The sequence below is a fragment of the Nostoc sp. MS1 genome (assembly GCF_019976755.1).
Taxonomy (GTDB): domain Bacteria; phylum Cyanobacteriota; class Cyanobacteriia; order Cyanobacteriales; family Nostocaceae; genus Trichormus.
In genome coordinates this window covers 172,788-191,889 of sequence record NZ_AP023443.1, presented here as the reverse complement: position 1 = coordinate 191,889, position 19,102 = coordinate 172,788, and the positions used below count along the sequence as shown (strand labels likewise).

Annotated in this window: 23 protein-coding genes and 1 pseudogene; 18 read left to right on the top strand and 6 right to left on the bottom strand. The window is 44.2% G+C overall.

The window, feature by feature from the left end; genetic code table 11:
- Positions 1–47: 47 nt before the first annotated feature.
- The 5 genes from NSMS1_RS33310 to NSMS1_RS33290 form a co-directional block, all read right to left on the bottom strand.
- Positions 48–3,407, bottom strand: a complete 3,360-nt coding sequence (locus NSMS1_RS33310; RefSeq protein ID WP_224095760.1) for a plasmid replication protein, CyRepA1 family — start codon at positions 3,405–3,407, stop codon at positions 48–50.
- Positions 3,408–3,507: 100 nt separating this feature from the next.
- Complete coding sequence (locus NSMS1_RS33305; protein WP_224095759.1) at positions 3,508–4,263, bottom strand: hypothetical protein; 756 nt, start codon at positions 4,261–4,263, stop codon at positions 3,508–3,510.
- A 58-nt stretch (positions 4,264–4,321) separates the two neighbouring features.
- Positions 4,322–4,780 (bottom strand): DUF1392 domain-containing protein, encoded by a 459-nt coding sequence (locus NSMS1_RS33300; RefSeq protein ID WP_224095758.1) that lies wholly within the window; start codon positions 4,778–4,780, stop codon positions 4,322–4,324.
- Between the two features lie 111 nt (positions 4,781–4,891).
- Positions 4,892–5,674, bottom strand: coding sequence for a hypothetical protein (locus NSMS1_RS33295; protein ID WP_224095757.1), 783 nt, complete (start codon positions 5,672–5,674; stop codon positions 4,892–4,894).
- A 235-nt stretch (positions 5,675–5,909) separates the two neighbouring features.
- Entirely contained in the window at positions 5,910–6,155 is a 246-nt protein-coding gene (locus NSMS1_RS33290) for a helix-turn-helix transcriptional regulator (protein ID WP_224095756.1), read from the bottom strand.
- A gap of 644 nt (positions 6,156–6,799) precedes the next feature.
- Between NSMS1_RS33290 and NSMS1_RS33285 the strand changes: the two genes are divergently transcribed.
- From NSMS1_RS33285 to NSMS1_RS33225, 13 genes and pseudogenes are all read left to right on the top strand, one after another.
- Positions 6,800–7,288 (top strand): hypothetical protein, encoded by a 489-nt coding sequence (locus NSMS1_RS33285; protein ID WP_224095755.1) that lies wholly within the window; start codon positions 6,800–6,802, stop codon positions 7,286–7,288.
- Between the two features lie 160 nt (positions 7,289–7,448).
- Positions 7,449–7,721: a hypothetical protein gene (locus NSMS1_RS33280; RefSeq protein ID WP_224095754.1), complete on the top strand. Its 273-nt coding sequence runs from the start codon at positions 7,449–7,451 to the stop codon at positions 7,719–7,721.
- An 85-nt stretch (positions 7,722–7,806) separates the two neighbouring features.
- Positions 7,807–8,247 (top strand): hypothetical protein, encoded by a 441-nt coding sequence (locus NSMS1_RS33275; protein ID WP_224095753.1) that lies wholly within the window; start codon positions 7,807–7,809, stop codon positions 8,245–8,247.
- Positions 8,248–8,286: 39 nt separating this feature from the next.
- Positions 8,287–8,535, top strand: a complete 249-nt coding sequence (locus tag NSMS1_RS33270; RefSeq protein ID WP_224095752.1) for a hypothetical protein — start codon at positions 8,287–8,289, stop codon at positions 8,533–8,535.
- Positions 8,532–9,419: a hypothetical protein gene (locus NSMS1_RS33265; RefSeq protein ID WP_224095751.1), complete on the top strand. Its 888-nt coding sequence runs from the start codon at positions 8,532–8,534 to the stop codon at positions 9,417–9,419. Before NSMS1_RS33270 ends, NSMS1_RS33265 begins: the two co-directional genes overlap by 4 nt.
- Positions 9,420–9,493: 74 nt before the next feature.
- Positions 9,494–9,715 (top strand): hypothetical protein, encoded by a 222-nt coding sequence (locus NSMS1_RS33260; protein WP_224095750.1) that lies wholly within the window; start codon positions 9,494–9,496, stop codon positions 9,713–9,715.
- Positions 9,716–9,742: 27 nt separating this feature from the next.
- Positions 9,743–10,123: a hypothetical protein gene (locus tag NSMS1_RS33255; protein ID WP_224095749.1), complete on the top strand. Its 381-nt coding sequence runs from the start codon at positions 9,743–9,745 to the stop codon at positions 10,121–10,123.
- Positions 10,124–10,259: 136 nt separating this feature from the next.
- Positions 10,260–10,463: a hypothetical protein gene (locus NSMS1_RS33250; RefSeq protein WP_224095748.1), complete on the top strand. Its 204-nt coding sequence runs from the start codon at positions 10,260–10,262 to the stop codon at positions 10,461–10,463.
- Complete coding sequence (locus tag NSMS1_RS33245) at positions 10,454–10,717, top strand: hypothetical protein (RefSeq protein ID WP_224095747.1); 264 nt, start codon at positions 10,454–10,456, stop codon at positions 10,715–10,717. Before NSMS1_RS33250 ends, NSMS1_RS33245 begins: the two co-directional genes overlap by 10 nt.
- Before the next feature lie 4 nt (positions 10,718–10,721).
- The gene (locus tag NSMS1_RS33240; RefSeq protein ID WP_224095746.1) at positions 10,722–10,910 is read left to right on the top strand and encodes a hypothetical protein; all 189 of its coding nucleotides are present in this window, start codon (positions 10,722–10,724) and stop codon (positions 10,908–10,910) included.
- Between the two features lie 91 nt (positions 10,911–11,001).
- Positions 11,002–11,790, top strand: a pseudogene (locus tag NSMS1_RS33235) (hypothetical protein); the annotation flags it as partial.
- 554 nt (positions 11,791–12,344) lie between these two features.
- A complete protein-coding gene (ltrA, locus tag NSMS1_RS33230; RefSeq protein WP_224095744.1) occupies positions 12,345–13,886 on the top strand; it encodes a group II intron reverse transcriptase/maturase in 1,542 nt (513 codons plus the stop codon).
- 109 nt (positions 13,887–13,995) lie between these two features.
- On the top strand, positions 13,996–14,244 hold the full coding sequence (locus NSMS1_RS33225; RefSeq protein ID WP_224095743.1) for a hypothetical protein: 249 nt from the start codon (positions 13,996–13,998) through the stop codon (positions 14,242–14,244).
- Positions 14,245–14,273: 29 nt separating this feature from the next.
- Here the strand turns inward: NSMS1_RS33225 and NSMS1_RS33220 are convergent, their stop codons facing one another.
- Positions 14,274–15,569 (bottom strand): RNA-guided endonuclease InsQ/TnpB family protein, encoded by a 1,296-nt coding sequence (locus tag NSMS1_RS33220; protein WP_224095960.1) that lies wholly within the window; start codon positions 15,567–15,569, stop codon positions 14,274–14,276.
- A 207-nt stretch (positions 15,570–15,776) separates the two neighbouring features.
- Here NSMS1_RS33220 and NSMS1_RS33215 point away from each other — a divergent pair, with 207 nt between their 5' ends.
- The 5 genes from NSMS1_RS33215 to NSMS1_RS33195 all read left to right on the top strand — a co-directional run bounded on the left by NSMS1_RS33215 (position 15,777) and on the right by NSMS1_RS33195 (position 19,022).
- On the top strand, positions 15,777–16,214 hold the full coding sequence (locus NSMS1_RS33215) for a DUF1257 domain-containing protein (protein ID WP_224095742.1): 438 nt from the start codon (positions 15,777–15,779) through the stop codon (positions 16,212–16,214).
- Between the two features lie 3 nt (positions 16,215–16,217).
- Positions 16,218–16,667 (top strand): DUF1257 domain-containing protein, encoded by a 450-nt coding sequence (locus NSMS1_RS33210; RefSeq protein ID WP_224095741.1) that lies wholly within the window; start codon positions 16,218–16,220, stop codon positions 16,665–16,667.
- 3 nt (positions 16,668–16,670) lie between these two features.
- Complete coding sequence (locus NSMS1_RS33205; RefSeq protein ID WP_224095740.1) at positions 16,671–16,880, top strand: DUF2997 domain-containing protein; 210 nt, start codon at positions 16,671–16,673, stop codon at positions 16,878–16,880.
- Positions 16,881–17,146: 266 nt separating this feature from the next.
- Entirely contained in the window at positions 17,147–17,410 is a 264-nt protein-coding gene (locus NSMS1_RS33200) for a hypothetical protein (RefSeq protein WP_224095739.1), read from the top strand.
- Positions 17,397–19,022 carry an AAA family ATPase gene (locus tag NSMS1_RS33195; protein WP_224095738.1) on the top strand — a complete coding sequence of 542 codons (1,626 nt, stop codon included), beginning with the start codon at positions 17,397–17,399 and terminating at the stop codon, positions 19,020–19,022. The genes NSMS1_RS33200 and NSMS1_RS33195 overlap by 14 nt, the downstream gene beginning before the upstream one ends.
- Positions 19,023–19,102 lie beyond the last annotated feature (80 nt).

The following is a 19,102-nucleotide window of genomic DNA, read 5'->3' as shown; positions in this document are numbered from 1 at the left end:
ACAAATTATTACCTTAACTGACAAGTGATTGCTCGTAATCTAACCCTTTACGCCAACCATTCAACCCAATCAGGAGCCTGTGCAGTTAATTCCTCGAACATCACAGGCTCTTGCTCATCAATTGCCATCATCACGCCCCAGCGCTCGTCACTGCTGAGGGTACTGAGGAATTGTTTGACCGAATCCACCCCATGCTTTACCCGTTTAATCGCCAACGTTGCATAATATTTTACCTGCTGCCACCATGAATAACAGGGGTCAGCCTGTCCGTCCATACCCCCACAATTATTATCCCCAATTACATTAGCGGGGGGTGTGGACGGAGTATCAATGCTATACATAGTCTGCATTCTAGCCACATAAGCCGCTTGCTGTTCCCGTTCCTCTTGCCGTCGCCTTTCCCTCTCTTCCCTCAACCGTTGTCGATACTCAAGAACCTTCCGAGCAAACGTTACATCCTCAGTACTGAGCCGATAGTATCTCACCCGCTTACCATCCTCAACAGGCCGCCGCGAGTTCATAGACAAAGCAAACTGCGAAAGATACTGGCTTAAAATCCATACGGGAGACTCATCAAGCGGTATAGTCAAATTGAGAATCCCTTTGATGTGGGTAGCATTGCGCTTGGAGAAGTTAGCCAATGCTTCAATAGTCGGCTCATCCCCCTTAATCTCCACCCCATCCATCAAGTCTGTTAACACCGCGCTCAAACCCAATCGATGACGCATGAGCCACGATGTGGAGTGATTGCCCCAGTCGGTACAGATAGATAAGCGATCGCGCTCCGATTTATCCCGTTCCGCCACAACATCCGGCGGCATAACAAACTCCCGCCCATGCTCATCAGCCACAACTTCCCCCGGTGCTGCTAAGATGGCTTCAAGAGCAACAATCTTCTTGATAAGCCGCCCCCCGTCATCCTTCTCAACTAATTCAGGGGTAACAGCCATGCCGTAGGTATCCCGAATACGAAACTTCTCACACTCTAGCGCTTCTTCCGGTTTCAAATAATCCTGGTGCTGTCTAGCGTCGTAAGTTTTCCTATCGATGTCTTTGGCATTAGCAACCTGACGGTAATGCTCAGAATCAATGGCATTTCCCGCCGCCTTCATCAAGTGCCGCGCTGCTTCGTCGGTATTATCCCCGGCTGAGACGATAGTATTACCCATTTCAACGAGGAGCGATCGCAAATCAGCACGTAAATTATTAATAGACCAGTTCCTCTGCGCCTCAATCTGGCAAAATGTATCCAACGCCCAATCCTTCTCAGCACCACGCTTACCCGTTTCCTTGTCGATGCGGATGAGGAAAGCAGTCATCTCGTTTTTCTGGAGAATTTTCTCTTTGATATGACGGGGGTTAGTCTCGGCGTACCCAAACGGAGGACGAGGCGCAACCCAGACGTGCATGGGGACATTAGGACGATACCGCCACAACTGTTGAGCGCATTCGGTGGCAGATTGGGAAACTGCGTGAAACACACCAAATATTACATCAAAATGATAGGTAGAAATATCAACACCAGTGCCAAGACTGGGTGTAGTTAACAACGCATCAACTGATTTAATGGCGGTGTTAATCTCCCTGATGAAAATAATATTTTCTTCGCTACCGCTATTTTCCGAATGAATAGCCCATATCCTAAGCTGTCGGTCATCTTCTGATTCTGGCGTATTATCCTCTGGTAATTCACAATTCTCTAAATTGTCCTTTTTCTTCTTACCCCTCCGTCTTTGCTGTTCTATTTCATTCAAAGCGCGTTCTAGCTTTTTGATGAACCGTTTACTATCGCTGACGACAATTGGCTTCAAACCCAGCATCAACTGAAGGTGAATTTGGGCAACGATGGCGCTGCTGTCTTCACCCTCGTACCAGTGGACTTGGCGATCGCCTGACCGATATTCGTTCTTGATGATGAAGGGTTTTTCGCCTTCTGGTCGCATCGCCCTAAAGAAGTCGATGGTCAAGTCGTCCAGGTGAGCATCAGCCAAAACAACGAGCTTGGCGTTGTACACCAGATACTCCAATACCTCTAGAATCAGCCCCCGGTGTTCTTTACAGGTTTTCGACTGGAGCAGGTGAGCCAAATACTGACAAGCTTCATCTATAAATATGACATCATAAGCCCGTAAATCATTCGCCATCTTATACAAAGAGTCTACGGTGATACTGAGAGCTTGGACTGTTGCCCAATCACCGCAAGCGATCGCAGAATACATCGCAGTCAGCAGGCGATCGCTGAGATTCTTAAGCAAACTCACCCGATGCCCGTTGTTCAAAAAGCTCAAGTCTGGGTTATCTTTTCTGACGATGGCCATGATTTCGGTCTTGCCAGTCCCCATATCTGAGGCAAGTCCCACTAAACCAGATTGAGGTAAGGAACCAATTGCTTGGGACAGGTAACGAGTGTTAACGGTGACATTAGGTTTATATTTACGCAGTCCTCTAGGCTTTTTGTAGAAAAATCTCTGGTGATATTCTTGCAGGGTAAGAGCATCAGCAATCATCGCTGATACAGCCTTGTCAGCTTTTTTACCTAATGCTACCACCCAGTCATCAATACCTTTCTCTGGCCCTGGCAATAATGCGATACTACACTCACAGCCAGCGTCTAAGATAACGTGAGCGGTGCGGCGTGTGGCTTGAAATACTTGTAGTTGCGTTTTGGGTTTGGTTTCGTAGTCAAATAGGATGATGAATTTGCGACCCGGTTGAGCCATTGGTACTAGGTCGGAGTGCAGTCTCTCAAAGTCTTCCTTGCCGATGCGGCCATTCCAGATACCAGGAAGTGCGATCGCGGCATACCCCAGAGATAACAGACAAGCCCCTTTCTTCTCACCCTCAGTAAGAATAATCGGAATTTCGGGATGAGCCATCACCCAAGCCCAAAATCCTAATGCTTCACCTTCTGGCGTAATGACGATGTTCTCTGGCATCGGTACGTCATAGCGCAGAGATACCAACTGCCAGATGTTCAGGGTAACTCGGAAATAGCCCAGACGGTTGGGAGTTTTCGGTGGCGATTCGTATTTGATGGGCTTCGGCGAAGAAGCAGGGGAGGAATGAATACTAAATTCTCCCCCTGCTCCCCTTGCTGCATCCCTCTCCCTGCTGTGTTGTTCCCACTCCATGCGCGGACAATCAGGCTTCAACCGTCCCCAGTTCATCGGCAGCCAGTCGTTGAGCGGGTCGAGTCCACTAGCCCACCAAGCATTAGTGATGTGAGAGTATAGTCTTAAATAACCATCTCGCAGTCGCCCATCATTGCGTCGTGCGGTTTGAGGTAGCGCGTACATTAGATATTCGTATATTTCGTCTCCTAAAAGCGATCGCACATTCAGCAAAATCAATTCTTCATCAACGCCACTGTTGAGCCATTCTTGCAGATGATGAGGTTCGAGATTCATATTCCCCTCCTATAAACGCATGAAAGAGTTAGCGGTATGACCCCATACCGCTAGAAAATGTCCGTAATGAAATTGGTTAGATGCTTGAACTAGTTGATGGTTAGTTTTGCTCCTGGGAGAAAACCTCAATCAAAATACTTTCGGGATACAGTCCGACTCTGCCAAACCTGGGATCACGAATACGCTCTATCTCAATCCCTTTTTTGCGGCATAATGCACTAGCTTTGCGTCCTTTAGCTCCAGCTTCTTTGACTGATATCTCTAAACCCTGAAGATTGGCGAAACCAACAATGCTGTATTTATGTCCACATGGAGTATTAAACCTATCCTGCTCGACTTCTACTCCTTTGAGCCGAGATAGTATTTCATGCTGGCGTTGCTCATGCTCTAACAAGCGTTGCTCTTGTTCGGCCATCTGAGAAGCGATCGCGGCGAGTAACTGGATTTGGGTCATGCTGGTTTCGTCAGTTGCAGGTTTTGTCCAACCTAACTTTTCCTGAATCCAAGCGCGGATACCGATGGTGTTGAATGAACGGCAGACCAACCTTGCTTGTTTTGTACAATACCGTCCCGCATCGAAGCCGTAATATTCTAAAATGATGGCGATCGCCATATCTGGGATGCCTTCAGTTTTCCACCCTAACAGGTTAACAGCTTCAAACCCAGATTCTAAAAGCATTTGAGCTAATTTGGATGGCTCTTGGTTAACACTATCTAAGGTTTTGAGAATTGCTGTAGCACTTACCCCAGCCAATCTTGCGGTTGCTCGAAGGCTGGCTTTAGCTTTACCAGATGCGTCAACTTCAATCTCTTGTTTTATCTGTTCAATGATTTGTGCAATTTCGATTTGTGACATAGGGTTAGTTGTGTGATTGAGGGAACAAGTTAAAATCTGCTGGGGCTGGTGGAGAAATTCAAACCATCACCTGCACCAAGTCTGCTTCCTTCACCAATGAAAATCTGCGGGGCATCATGTCTATTTGTGGAAGAGTTGGGGATATAGTTTCGATTAAATAAACCAACTCACCACGAACCAGTGCAACTCCCAAGACTAGCCTCTGTCTTGGGGCGTTACAGCAGGACGTGAGAATCACGCGATCTCCTAAATTGAAAGCGGGTTTTTGTAAGTTGGTAGGTTTAAACCGACCAGTGCCGATAATTTGATGCTTGGTGGCGTGTACAGCATCATCAGTAATCTCAATAATGTAATGCCAACAATCCCGCCACCACTGAATGCCAGAACAATAACCGAAGGTTTCGAGACTTTTGAGATAGACTTTTTCCCACAATTGAATCTCAACAGGTGGCATTTCCCCATGCCAGGGCGGAGATAAATACCAACATCTTTGTAGTTCTGTAATTTGCTCTGTCATACTTTCTTCCCCAAAAGATAATCAACAGCTTTGGTATCCAAGCTGGCGATGCGTTTCTTAATTTGTTGTGGTGGATTATTTAGAAACTGGTTGAAATGAACCAACAAAGTCTCACTCAGCCGCTATTCCCCAAGGCCATCGCTCACGGTCGGGGTGGTGTGCGTCAAAAAAAATGAACTCGTCTTCGTTCCAGTCGAGATGCAAGCACAGGTGAATTTCATCCGGGTCAACTTTACTAGCGTGCCTACCCTCCCAGTAGTTAGCCCCAGTTTTTACCCACTCGTAGCTTTCTCCGTAAATTTCGGCGCGTACTGCTTTGGTTGCTGCCTCTTGCACTGCGGCGGGGTTAGCAGGAATTTTTTTCTCGTCTTGGTCTACTAAGGACAGGTTATATGTCGGTGGCATTTCCACCAGTTGCAGAAAATATTTGATGATTTCTGGGACTGCATTTTGAAGTGTTAAGCGATCGCACTCCAGCAATGTCAGCTGATCATCGGCGGCTGGGTAAGAGAACAGGCGATCGCGTATGGCGATGTGCCGGAGGCAAACTCCAGATATGCCCAAGTTCTTTTGTAGTTGGTGGATATTGTCGTTGATTCTGCGGTAGAGAAATAAGAAATCAAAGGCTTCTTGTTCTGTTAAGCAGCCGTTTATCTCCCAAGTTGCTGGACTTGCGTTAAAACGGTGGATGATTTTTTCGGTCTGCGGGTCAGGATTACCCGTTTGGGCTAGGGCAGGGTAAATGCTTTTGTCTTTTAGTAATGACGGGTAAGTGAATTTATGATGCTGGGTGTATTTAAGATGAATACAATCGACCAGCAGCGCAGACAAGCCCTCGGAGGTGAATAGTTGGGGGTTGTCTTGAAGCAGTTTTTCAAATGGTAAGCTAGACATGGCTATACCTATATGGGTTAGTTACGGCGATCGCGCTCTTGGCCGGGAGCGATCGCTTTTAATTAATTCATTTCACTGAATGCGCTTTTAACCTCTTCAATAGCAAGTGATTTTATGTTGTCCTGGCCTTCAAGTCCAAGTATTTTCGCTATTCGTCCGAGAGAGAGTTTCGACCTTAATTAAAAATAAGAGTGAAAACAGATGATTATACTCTCATGTATAAATTCAATTAACTCTATTCACTCCTCTTTCCACTTTTACGCTGTGTTTCAATAAAAGATTCAGCTAGTTCTTCAAGTGTGCATTGGTAAAGACGAATTAGCTGCAATGTCTCACTAGGGCTAAGGTTAGGGATATAAGTCCCTGCTTCCCAAAATCTAATAGTAGACACAGATTTGCTCAACTCCACTGCTACCCGTTCAGCTGACAAACCAGCTTTCTCGCGCAACTCCTTTAAATCCATAAAAATCAATAAGCTCAAGTTGAATCACCTCCTTTAGATTACTGGTCTTGTTGCCTAGTCTAATCTAGTTAACTAGTCTAGTCAATAGTAACTAGTCTAGTTAACTAGTCTAACTTAGTTGACAAGTCTAGTTAACTAGAGTATATTAATAAATAAGGGCAAAGGAAAAGCAAACCGCCTGCACCAACGCAATCAAGGGTTTGCAAACCAATCAAAGGAACACGTATTTCAAGAAACCAAAAACCAACAGCCACCGGGATAAGCAGCCGGAAGCCAAAAACTTGTAATGCTCAAGCCACCGGAGATGATTCCGATGACCCGCCAAGTCTAAAAACTGGTAATGAAGGCAAAAATCCCAATAAATCAAAGCGATTGCTTCTCCTTAGTAGCAATCGCTTTTTGAACATAAACACATGGTTGCACAGAGGACAAATCCTCTCTACAGCCTTGTGCTGTTGGTTATTAAAGTTTTGCTACAAGCGATCGCTTGAAAGGGGTCGCCATCTCAACTATTACTGCTTGCATTGACTGACATTAAAACGGCTACGCCAAAGCGAAAGTGAGAGCGTTGTGGCTACCCCACAACGTAATCAGCAAAAAAAGGCGATCGCTCTGTCTGGTAAACTCAGCGACCGCCCTTTAATCGAAATAAGGTTTTTATCATGACATATACAACAATCAACAAGCAAGCCCAAAGTCCGCTAACAGACCGCGATCGCCAAATCATTGCAACCATCATCCAACGCACCCCTGAAGAAATCCGCACCATGTGGATAGAAGGCGGAATAACGGTCTGGATACAACTGACCGATGGCGGACGATTACCATTCGAGCGCAATTGGTTCGCTCAAAGAGTAGCCGAAGAAAAGACTTCTCTAGATGCTCAAGAGAGCCTCCACAGGCAGAACCAAAGACTGGAAGCCGAGTTAAAACAAGCTTGTACAGAATACGGTCTGAACTATGGGCAGATAGACTATTTGTTCTTCTCCACAAAAGTCTATCAAGGGCGTGATTTGCTAGGGATAGTCGGGTTTCACAGATTCAGTCAAATGTGGACATACAGGAGCAGAGAAAGAGGTGCTGACCAGTACGCCAATAGTGCGGCTGATGCGCTATCACGGCTAGGAATCAGGCAGTTAGCGATGGTGTAGATAAAAGTGCGATCGCTTGGGTTCCATACAAGCGGTCGCACTAGCAAGAAGCATCTAATTAACACTCTAATAACACTTTGTTAACAGCATACTATATTTATGTGTTAGCGATACACAACAGTCAAAAAAGTCAATCATTGTGTAATGGAAAATTTTGAATATGCCCGACGCTACAGGAAACGAAATCATGGCACAGATAGCCTCTGGCTGCGAAAGCTTGGGGCTAGAACTGCTGGAAGACGGAATTTATCAACAGGAAACAAGACTAGTCGAGTTCGTTCACTCCAATGGTCAATGCTATTATGTGCAGACTTTAAAAGAACAACCGCAAATTTCGTGTGAGTCTGTTGATCTGCTAGATATGCCGATAAGTCAGCTTACTTCTGAGCAGCGTGAGATGCTATTTAGGGGTGGTGAGGAATTAGCGGCGTGAGTTTGGGAAGATCGATCGCATACGTTTGAAGCGAATTTTTGATTTGTTCAGAGTTAGCTTAGATAAAAAAACATTAGGTTGAAAAATGAAAATTACGAGCTATGAACAACTGAATAAACTAGTAGCCCAGTCTTTAAGCTGGCAAACAGGTATAGAACTTATTGACCAAGAGGAATTTCAAGCTGAAGTTGAGTTTTATTATCCTGCCGATATTGAAGGAGATAGGCGAGAGCGTTGGTTTGATGAATTTGGAGTAGCGCCGGATTTTGCGAACGAATTGTGGAATGTTGAAGCGTTTTTACTTCCAGAGTGCGACCGACAAAGATTAGTGACACAAATAACGATAACACCGACTATGGTGAGTTGTGGTATTAAGCCTTTAGTCGATGATGAGAGAAGTACAGGCATGGCTGTTACTGGCGACAAGGGGATACCAAAATCAATAGCTTTAGCCGTTTGTCTAGCGTGGTTAAGATTTAAAGGAATTGAGTTTGAATTAGAACTGCCAGCAGAAGAGGGATTGTAACAACACTAGAGAAACTAAAAATTGCTACGCAGAAGAAAGGTGCAATTCAGCCTTGAACAAACTAAGAAAGAGCGATATCAGCATCAAAATAAAATGCGATCGCTTGTTTTTATTTCAGGCGATCGCTTAGTAATTGTATGCAAAGTATTTAATATCCGTAGGACACCATTTCACTTTACACGAAATGACACCATCTCACGAACTTGCGGTTACGCCATCGCCACAGAGCAACAGGTAATTGAGCAAATGGACAAGTATAATACTTCCCGGTTAACAGTGAAATTATGACAACAAAGCCGCACGATCAATTTGCAAAGGATTTCTTGGAGGAATTATTGACTCCTTTAGGAAGGGTAAGGGTTAATTCGCCGGTGAGGGATGAAGCTAGGTTTGTAGACATACTTTTCACCCCCCAAATCTCAGCACAACAACCAAATTTAGGTTTACTAGGTAAAATTGCTTTATCGAATACAACCTTATTTGAGCCGTTCAGTACCCAACCTACTCGAACAGACATCCGTAATTGTTTTCTGAAGTTATTCGCTGTCATTGCCAAAGAACAACGCGAAGCGAAAAAACAGGAGCGAAAATTGCCGGAAGAGAGGTTGCCGCACCTATGGATTATATCGCCCAGTCGGAATCAGTCCATGTGGGCAGAGTTAGAAGTTAAACTAGATTTAGAGAATTGGCCAAGCGGTGTTTACTTCTTTCAAGGGTGCTTTAGAGGTGCGTTGATTACAGTTAATGAGCTACCAGTCACACCAGAAACCTTATGGTTAAGGATTTTAGGTAGGGGAGAAACGCAACGTCAGGCAGTTAATGAATTACTAGCTCTTCCAAAAGATAACGCACTCAGACAGAACACACTCAAACTGATAGCCAATTGGCGTATTGTTTTAATTCAGCAGGAAGACGATTTAACAGAGGATGAGCGGGAATTAATTATGAATTTGTCACAAGCATATCAGCAGTGGGAAGATACTACTAGGCAGCAAGCAAAGTTAGAAGAACGTCGCCAAGTTGTAGAAAATTTGCTCAAAGTTAGATTCGGTTCAGTAGATGAAGAACTGTCGAGAGTTATTGATAGTTTACTACCTTTGCCTCCAGAAGAATTTACTCGTTTGTGTTGGCAATTATCTCGTGAAGAACTGTTAGAAAGATTTGCACATTAACAAAAACATTCCTCAACCAGATTAAAATTACAAGCGGTTTGTCCAAGACAGACCGCTTTTTGTATGGTGACATTATGACCCAACAGCACCAGCAGCAAACATTAAACAAAGCCTTGACAATAGATGGTATTTCTCAGCAAAAAGCACGTTCAGAACTAGTAGAAATATCTGGGCTTTTGGCTAAGTTTCAACAAAGTTATCCCACAACTTATCAATATCTCTGCACTCAAGGACAAGATGCAACATTAGGTGATGCTATCCAAGCAGTGGCAGAAAGTATCAATTTGTTCAATTAACAAACAGGAAATAATCAGGAGAAAATCATGCAAGCGACAACTAAAATATCCAGTTCATTCACTGACCCCTTATACACTATTGGAGATCGTGTAAAGCAGGGAAGAATCATAGGTATAAATCATGTAATGCGAGATTGGCAGTACACTGTGTTAAATGAAGAATCCAAGCGAACAGTCAAACTAGCAGAATCAGAAATTAAGTTATTGTCTCAGCAAGAAAGAGAAGCGCGAATATTGGCAGAGATTGATTCACACATGATCCAATTAGTCCTGTTGCAAAAAGAGTTGAATACAGATTTAGAAATTCGCACACCGTTTGGAGAAATTCAACCGCCAAGAAAACCAAGTAATTCTATTAATGGCACATCTAGGTTATCTGAGCCGAGAAAGAAGAAAGTTAGTGCTTAGAATTACTGGCTAACTAAAACGGCTACGCCAAAGTCAAATGAGACTCAAACCTCATTATCTAACAGGGGAGTTAAGAACAAACTCTCCTGTTTTCTTTGATTTAGTCTCAAGAAACCTAACTTCAATATCAAAATATATGGCGAAAACTAAACAGATTCGGCAGGATTCAACGGCTGTATGTTTGCAATTTCTGCGGCGTTCTGGTGGAAAAGTAAGGCTCAGTCAAATTAGCTTTAGCAAAGATACAGTCCAAAAACTTTTGAATCAGCAACTAGTTAAGGTAAAGAAGACTGAAACTGGTTACTACCTGGAATTGAAGGAGGTAGAAGTATGCAGCTAAACCGAGTGTATGACAGTACATTGTTATCTTTCTCAAAAGTATATCAAATACAAGGAACACTGTACCGCTATTTATATCAAACAGGGACAATCAAACATCCCCAATACCACTTTAAACCAATGCCAGGACAGCGTAAAAAGACGAATTTGGTGATTAATTACAAAACCTTGATTAATCGGTGTGAAGAAGTTGTGGGAATGCAGATTAACGCAACAGTGATTGATGAAAGCGCAACACAGATGAAGTTGTTTTAATGCCATGAGCAAATACAAACCCCGCACTATCAAGCATCCTGTTCGGCTGCAAAAGAATAACGCTCAAAAAATAGTCTACCGGACGATTAGAGATATTCAACAACTCAAGAATAGCCAGCAGTTAGGGACAGTCACAATCAACAAACAATTAGTCATGGTTCGCAAAGAATCAACCTACTGGGTTGTGATGTAGTGATGAATTGATGTTGTACAAAGCGTAGACGTTATGCCCGAATACTATGAAAGCTACGCTTATGCGAAGTGAAAAAATGAGGTATTGAACAATGGTACAAGCAATAGTCAATGAAACATTTCTAGCAGATGCAGTAGTTGAACATTACAACTTTTCTAAACTAAATAAAACTCGTATTCGTTTCAAAATCCAACTCAAGAAAACCACTAAAAGTAATGCGCCAAAGTGGACAGATGTTTTGCAAGCTGATAATGAAGAAGAATCAGATTTACTCAAAGTCAAATCCTCTGAAGTTGGGTTGAAGGGTATCAAAGTCTTCAAGGCGCTGGACGAAGCGGCGGCACAATTACGCTCAGAGATTGCTTCAGTTCAAGAGTGGATGAGCAATGACAACGGAGATTGGGTCTGTCCAATAGACCTAGCGCCCCTGGTGTGGAGTCAGTTGCTCAATATTAGAGATGTAATTGCTCCTGGTTTACGTGCTGGTTTAAAAGATAGTTATGAGGAGGGACTAGCAGATTACACCGCACGTATTGACAAATTCATTTCGTTGAATGTTTGGGATCTACCAGCAGATAAGCGTGATGAAGTTAAAGCGAACTTGCTCAAAGCTTTCCCACTACTGTCAGATTTGGAAGAATATCTGCAAGTTGTAATTGGTCGTCCGGTGATCATTCCGGCGCTCTCTGAACAACTCAACTCCGAGCAAGCCAAGTGTTTGCAGCAAATTACTCAGTTCATTCAGCAGTACGACCAGAATCTAGAGCAACGGTTGAGGGAGTCAGCGATCGCAGGGGGTGAACAACTAGCGGCACAGTTGTTAGAAGAGTTAGCTGATTGGGAACCAGGACGCAAGCCCGTACAGTTCAAAAAGAAGATGGGTGCGATTCGTTGGTTAGTGAATCACGGTAATCAGTCCGTAGATAACTAACCCAGCCATAACCCGATTACGGGGGCGGGCTGAACTCTCGGTTAGATGTAGGTGAAAGCCCTACCAATCAGACTCAGATTTGACTCCTTATCTGCCCACACTGACCAGACTCGGTTTCTGGAGGGTGAAGCTGGGAACAGGGCGCAATCAGACATCCGTTATGGGGTGACACTGGCGCTAACAGGGAGTTCCTACGGTGAAACAGAGCCTTAAAAAGCGATCTACTTTTAAGCGGGACATAACAAACAAAACCCGACTTGACTGGAGCTTATTCCCGCCGCATTTCCATCTGATAGCGGTAAGAGTTTAGGGATTTCAGTGGTCGAATTGGCTACACCTAACGGAACGAAAATCTCACCGAGGGAACGAATAAAAACGAATTGGAGGTCTAAGGGGAGGTCGAAGCCCTGCGTAGGCTGGACGAGTAGCGGAACTCCTTCAATTCGGGTAGGACAAACCGTAATTGGTTTGAGGTGTTCAGAATACACAACCTGGAGCAGAGCATGATTAGACACAGTGATAACACAAGTGAATCATGGAAAACGTTACCTTGGAAGCAATTTCGCCGTAACTTATTCCGCCTACAAAAGCGCGTGTATAAAGCTATTCAAGTTGGCGACAAACGAAAGGCAATGTCACTACAAAAGCTGATTCTGAAATCTACCGCAGCAAGATTACTGGCTATCCGTCAAGTAACACAGCTAAATGCTGGGAAAAAGACATCGGGAATTGACGGTAAAACCGCACTCTCATTTGAGCAAAGGTTTGAACTAAGTGAAAAACTTAGAACCGAAAGTAATAACTGGAAACACCAGGGATTACGCGAAATACCCATTCCAAAAAAGGATGGCAAAACCCGAATCCTCAAAGTCCCAACTATTGCAGACAGGGCATACCAATGCCTTATCAAATACGCATTAGAACCAGCACATGAAGCAACCTTCCACGCCAGGAGTTACGGGTTCCGACCAGGGCGTTCAGCGCATGACGCACAGAAAATTCTGTTCACTAACCTACGCTCTTACGCGAATGGAAAAGATAAACGAGTCATAGAACTCGATATCGAAAAATGCTTCGATAGGATAAACCACACCACCATCATGGATAGGCTCATTGCTCCTAAGAGCATAAGACAGGGAATATTCCGATGTCTCAAAGCCGGAGTCAACCCAGAATTTCCCGAACAAGGAACCCCGCAAGGTGGTGTGATAAGTCCGCTTTTAGCTAACATTGCCTTAAACGGCATCGAAAGCATTCATAAATACAAAGGTCGAGAAAAAGTAGTAGAATCATCAGTCCGCTATGCAGACGACATGGTAATAATACTTCGACCACAAGATGATGCTACCAAAATACTTGACGAAATCAGCCAATTCCTAGCAGAGCGGGGAATGAAAGTCAGCGAGAAAAAGACAAAGCTAACCGCTACGACAGATGGGTTTGATTTCCTCGGCTGGCACTTCAAAGTCCAGAAAAACGGAAAGTTTAGATGTACTCCCTCAGAGGATAACTTCAAAGCCTTTCGCAAGAAAGTAAAAGCCATCGTCAACAACTCGAATTATGGTTCTACTACAAAGGCTCTTAAATTAGCCCCAGTAGTTAGAGGTTGGAGAAATTACCACCGCTTCTGCAAGATGGACGGAACGCGCAACTCGCTATACCACATTCAACACAGAGCATTTAAGGTATTCAACAAGGAAACGAAGCAGAATCGCTACACTAGCAAGCAATTACTAGATAAAGCATTCCCAGCAGTTCCCTACTCCGAAAACAAACACATCAATGTTAAAGGTGAAAAATCACCCTACGACGGAGATTTGAATTACTGGAGCGAACGTAACAGCAAGCTCTATAACAACGATACCTCTAAAGCCCTCAAACGGCAAAACCATAAATGTGGACATTGTGGGTTAAAAATGCTCAGTGACGAGAAGGTACACTTACATCATTTAGATGGAAACCACCAAAACTGGAAAACTAAAAACCTTCTAGCTATTCACGAAAGCTGCCACAAGTATCTTCACATGAGCAAACGCGAAAGCTAAGAACATCGGAAGCTGGGTGCGATGAAAGTCGCACGCCCAGATTTAACAGAGAGGTGCGGAGCGTAATAGCTCCCATCGACTCTACCAGAAACATCTTCAGAAAGTGCGTGTGCTGCTGGCGAATGCCTCACCGGAAGCTGGTGGTAGTTTGCAAGAGATGATGAGCCATTTGGACTCGATTGTGAGTGACGAAGCGATTACCCAGAAGAACTTAGATTCACAAGGGCGAACACAGCTTCAGCAAAAGATGGACGAGATCCGCACCAAGCTACTTGATGAACAGCGTAACTTGCAGGAGTTAGCGAGTGAGGATGTAGGTTTGCGGCGTGGAACTGTACAGGCGTTCAAGTTCAGTTGACTGCTCTCCGCTTTAAAAAGACGGGGATTCTAAAACGATGCTACGCGACGGGCTAAAGCCGCGTCACTCCGCTTCTTTTTAGCTGTCACCCAGACGTAAATCCGAGTGGGGTGAGTCAAAGCACCCCTAGACACTCCACTTAAATCAAGTCCAAGTGTTGTGCTTACTTTGCCCATGATATTAGCTGCACCATTGCAATCTGCATTGATGTACCAATTCATTGCCGTTCTAAACAGTCCGCGCTTTACTCTGCGTCCAGAAGATTTCCACCCTTCGGGTTTTTCACCGTGTTTTGGGAGTGTATCACCATCAACAAACGACGCTGCTGAGGTGTTAGCTTCTTCTGTTTCTACAAACTCAATACCGTACTGTTGACATAGTTGCTCAATTCGTTCTTTGAGTCTAGCGGTTGGGATTTGGACAAACTGTTGATTGCGTTTTTTCCCTAAATTAATTTCTTTTTTAATGCCTTGACCCCAACCAAATACAACTCTACCAATACGGTTGTTTAGGCAATGGTTAAGAACGATTCTTGCTGTTTTGTTGATAGCATCTCTGATTTGACGGTTACGCTTCTCAGTGAGAGTAGCAAGTTTGTTTGACCAAAACCCTTGAGATTTGTTCTCTTTAATCGTTGCTACTTGTTTGTTGTACCAACGATTCAAACTTTTAACGTGCTTGCCATCAACAATAAAACTTGTCCCCACATTAGAAACACAGCTTAACCAATTGTTTATTCCGTGGTCAATACCTAACACTTTACTTTTATCTACATCCGATTTTATGGCATCGTTTTTATAGACAAACTCTGCGTAAAAACAACGATTTCTAGGTAGAATCTTTAACTCTTTGATGTTTTCAAATCTTAAATTTGACGGCATCGGTAAAGTAAATGAATCCAACTTAAACCATGTCTTTACCAAAGAACCAAGAGGTATTCTGATTTGTCCATCTTTTAACTTTAGTGCTTGTTTTGGGTAGGTAATTAAGTTAAAACCATCTTTTCTGTATTTTGGTGGTTTTGGTTTATCGGCTAATTCACCACGTCTGTACAAAGCATTAAGCTGTTTAAACGAAGCAAAAGACTCATACACAGAACCGCATACTTGTTGCGCTGCTTGAGAGTACAATACTTGAAAATGACGATTTGACTTTAGTTCGTTGTTTAGCTCAAACTTATTGATATAGCGTTTAGCTTTAAACCAGATTTGACGAGCATAGTATATAGCGCAGTTAGAAAGTTTATTTGACTCTGAACAAATGAACTCTAAAATAGATTTTAACTCTTTATCTGCATGAATTAAAATTTGCTGACAGCCGTACAATAAAATCACCCCCTTGGTATTATCAATTATCTCATTATTTGCGCCTGGATAATGTTAAGATTACGTAGGAATTGCTGATTAAAATCCGCCATTTGCTTATATCTCCCACACGAATGATGGGGGTTTTACGCTTCACGACTCATAAGAAACGGTGATGCCCTTGGATATCAGGGGCATCGCTCTAATAACAATATGTTGATTACAAATATGTCACATTTCTCAAAAATTGCGGTCAAATTCAAAGACCAGTCGTGTCTGGTCGAGGCGTTGCAGAGATTCGGCTTTTATCCACAAATACACGACAAGGCAGTACATCTGTACGGCTACCGAGGAGATCGCAGGCAAGAAGTCGCCCATATTGTCGTACCCCGTAATCAAATCAGCCGAGCTAGTAACGACTTGGGCTTTTGGTTTAATGGCACAGATTACGAATGTATCATTTCCGAGTACGACCAACGCCACGGGCAAGCCCGACAGGGTAATGGGCTAGGGACACAGTTCTTAACCAGATTGCAAACACAATACATCAACTTGTACCTGCCAAAGATTGCTTCGCAAATGGGAGGTGAAATACAGGAAACCGTAACCAATGGTTCTGTCACTACTGTTCGGGTATCGTTACCAACTCAGACAATTAGGAGATAATTTATGTCGCATTTTTCAACAATCAAAACTCGACTAACAAACAGAGAGTGCTTAGTACAAGCGTTAGAGGATCTCAAACTCCAGCCTGTGGTGTACGAGCAGCCGCAGCCATTGACAGGATTTTACGGTGATGACGATGAGCAAAGTGCAGAGATTGTAGTTAAAGGCTGCACAATTTCTGCCCGTGCAGATATCGGGTTTCGCTGGAATCAAGACAGTGCTGTGTTTGACGCTATTTACGACGAGTATGAAACCTCTCCCCGGCTGGGTGAGAATTTCTTCACCCACAAGCTTATGCAAGCATACGGCAAGCGCATGGTGAAAGCCAAAGCCATTGAATTACAAGAGAAATTTGGAGACTGCACTATCAGCGAAAAAACGTCGGGGCAAGTGCAGACCCTACGCCTGACCTTTGCGGGTCATCAAGAAGTTAAACAGTACGCACGGAGATAATCAATGGAACGCTCAATACTGATTCACTTTGACAAAACTACTGGTGAGGTGCGAGTAGAAGCCGAAGGTTTTGAGGGACTTTCTTGCCTGGAAGCGACCCAGCCGTTTGAAGAAGCGTTGGGGGTTGTGGAGGGCGAACGAGAGTTTAAGCCCGAAGCGCAATCTCAGCAGCTACGGACAAATAGCAATCATCAGACGCGCTTGCATCAGTAAATTAAAGAAAAGGGGGTGAAAGAAGAGAGCAGGGGGAGCAGGGGTGGCAGAGGGAGCAGGGGGAGAGAACCCCTGCGTAAGCGCAGAGGCTTCAAAAAGGACGTATTGTTTCTCGTGCTTGCGCGTCTCAAAACAAGTGTTTCTTTGTTTCTTCCCTTTGAAAAAGGAGGCTTCCGACCATTTACGGAGGGCAATTCTCCCCCTGCTTCCCCTGCTACCTCCGCTCCCCCTGCCCTCCTTTGCGGTGAAATTCCCCCTAAGCATTTATGGATTTACCGAAAGAATACCCTTTTATTCACGTTTACGCACAACCAGAAGCACATAAACCCGTAATCATCAAAGGTAATACTGAGGGGTTATGCGTATTGATTAACGCGCTAGTTACAGCGATAGCACAGGGAAACTGTAACGGTGTAGCAGAAGTATTCGACGGCGATGCCGAAGTTTATGAACTGAGAGTTCAAATGGTGAACAGTCACGACGAACTCGCACCAGTACCGTATAAGGATTACAGCAATGAACTTAAATAATATCTTTGCCACTTTAGATTCACAAATTCCCATCGTGGCGTTAGAGGTACTCGCGCCAGAAGAAGCCACAATCATTCAGTGGCTGACTACACAGGCTCATGAGAAACTAGAATCTCCCACGTATTTCTGGAATCTAGGAGTATCAGGACTGGAACAATGTCGAATTGCCCCAGATGGCGGACTAATATTCAAGCCAGTGGCAGAGTATAAACGCCCAGCCCATGCAGATCCATTGGTGTACATTTTCGAGTTTATCAATAACTATGACGGTGTAGGAGTATTTGTCTTAGGCGATATTCATCCATTTATTGGTAATAACTCGCCGCAACTGAGTTGGGAAATCCTCACCAGGGTCAAGAATCTATATCATCGGCTCAAACCCACAGAAAAACGCATTATATTTCTGGGTCAAAATATTGAACTACATGAGTCGCTAATTCGGCTAATTCCCTACGGTGAAGTGCCATTGCCAACGGTTGAACAAGTCCAAGAGCATATCTATTCTTATCTCAACTATTTGTCAGAATCTGCCACCCAACAAGAAGTACCATTTCGTGTCCTGTTAAACACTGAACAGAGGGAAACTCTAGCAAGGGCAGCGTTGGGATTAACTCTGGAGGAAATTAGTGATTTCTTGCGCTTAACTGTCAAAGAGCGTTTGAGCAGCGATGGTATTACGATTGATGCTACTGTTACGCCGATGGTAGTGGAGTACAAAACTCGGCTGCTTTCTCAAATGGGGATTGAGTTAGGTAAGCCTGCAACAATTCCCTTTGGCGGATTAGACCTGTTGCGCGAATGGTTGCAACGGCGGCGGAGACTGTTCACACAAGAGGCGCGATCGCTGCATCTGCCACAACCTAAAGGTGTGCTACTAGCTGGCCCACCCGGAACGGGTAAGTCGCACTGTGCCAAAAACATCGCCAATATCCTCAATTTACCACTACTACAACTTGATATTGCATCAATGTTGGGTTCTTTGGTTGGGGAAAGTGAGGGTAATGTTCGCCGCGCCCTCAAGACGGCAGAAGCGATCGCTCCCTGCGTGTTGTGGTTGGACGAAATTGAGAAAGCCTTATCTGGACAGGGTGATAGCTCTGGAGTTTCACAAAGAATCTTGGGCAATATACTCACATTCATGAGTGAGTGTACAGCCGGGGTGTTTGTTGTGGCAACTTGCAATGACGTGACCGCACTACCAACGGAGCTAAAGCGCAAGGGCAGATTTGACGAAACCTTCTTTGTGGATCTACCCTCAGAACCAGAGAGAGCGCAAATCCTCAAGATTCACCTGGAGCGATTTGGTATCAGCGTTGAGGAGGAATACCTCGAAGCGATCGCATCCAGCACCGCCAAGTTTAGTGGCGCAGAACTCGAAACCCTAGCCTCTGAAGCCGCACTACTGGCATTCGAGCGAGATCGACCTCAACAGGTAACTCTAGGGGATTTGGAAGAATGTCGTCAAACAATTACACCGCTTGCTGTCCAAGATGCGGCGGCAGTTGAGCGTATGCGGGAGTGGGCGAAAACTGCCAGGGCGGCATCTACGGCGATCGCTGATACAAAATCTACTCAATCGATTAAAACTGCCCGTTATCGCAACATGAATTAATCAAAAAAGTGATTGCTTCTACTCATTTAGTAGAAGCAATTGCTATGCACTCACATTGGTGAAATATTATTAACAAGTTA

Coding starts and splice junctions, on each gene's coding strand:
- NSMS1_RS33310 (WP_224095760.1), bottom strand. CDS start 3,407: ATGAATCTCGAACCTCATCATCTGCAAGAATGGCTCAACAGTGGCGTT.
- NSMS1_RS33305 (WP_224095759.1), bottom strand. CDS start 4,263: ATGTCACAAATCGAAATTGCACAAATCATTGAACAGATAAAACAAGAG.
- NSMS1_RS33300 (WP_224095758.1), bottom strand. CDS start 4,780: ATGACAGAGCAAATTACAGAACTACAAAGATGTTGGTATTTATCTCCG.
- NSMS1_RS33295 (WP_224095757.1), bottom strand. CDS start 5,674: ATGTCTAGCTTACCATTTGAAAAACTGCTTCAAGACAACCCCCAACTA.
- NSMS1_RS33285 (WP_224095755.1), top strand. CDS start 6,800: ATGACATATACAACAATCAACAAGCAAGCCCAAAGTCCGCTAACAGAC.
- NSMS1_RS33280 (WP_224095754.1), top strand. CDS start 7,449: ATGCCCGACGCTACAGGAAACGAAATCATGGCACAGATAGCCTCTGGC.
- NSMS1_RS33275 (WP_224095753.1), top strand. CDS start 7,807: ATGAAAATTACGAGCTATGAACAACTGAATAAACTAGTAGCCCAGTCT.
- NSMS1_RS33265 (WP_224095751.1), top strand. CDS start 8,532: ATGACAACAAAGCCGCACGATCAATTTGCAAAGGATTTCTTGGAGGAA.
- NSMS1_RS33260 (WP_224095750.1), top strand. CDS start 9,494: ATGACCCAACAGCACCAGCAGCAAACATTAAACAAAGCCTTGACAATA.
- NSMS1_RS33255 (WP_224095749.1), top strand. CDS start 9,743: ATGCAAGCGACAACTAAAATATCCAGTTCATTCACTGACCCCTTATAC.
- NSMS1_RS33250 (WP_224095748.1), top strand. CDS start 10,260: ATGGCGAAAACTAAACAGATTCGGCAGGATTCAACGGCTGTATGTTTG.
- NSMS1_RS33245 (WP_224095747.1), top strand. CDS start 10,454: ATGCAGCTAAACCGAGTGTATGACAGTACATTGTTATCTTTCTCAAAA.
- NSMS1_RS33240 (WP_224095746.1), top strand. CDS start 10,722: ATGAGCAAATACAAACCCCGCACTATCAAGCATCCTGTTCGGCTGCAA.
- ltrA (WP_224095744.1), top strand. CDS start 12,345: ATGATTAGACACAGTGATAACACAAGTGAATCATGGAAAACGTTACCT.
- NSMS1_RS33215 (WP_224095742.1), top strand. CDS start 15,777: ATGTCACATTTCTCAAAAATTGCGGTCAAATTCAAAGACCAGTCGTGT.
- NSMS1_RS33210 (WP_224095741.1), top strand. CDS start 16,218: ATGTCGCATTTTTCAACAATCAAAACTCGACTAACAAACAGAGAGTGC.
- NSMS1_RS33205 (WP_224095740.1), top strand. CDS start 16,671: ATGGAACGCTCAATACTGATTCACTTTGACAAAACTACTGGTGAGGTG.
- NSMS1_RS33200 (WP_224095739.1), top strand. CDS start 17,147: ATGGATTTACCGAAAGAATACCCTTTTATTCACGTTTACGCACAACCA.
- NSMS1_RS33195 (WP_224095738.1), top strand. CDS start 17,397: ATGAACTTAAATAATATCTTTGCCACTTTAGATTCACAAATTCCCATC.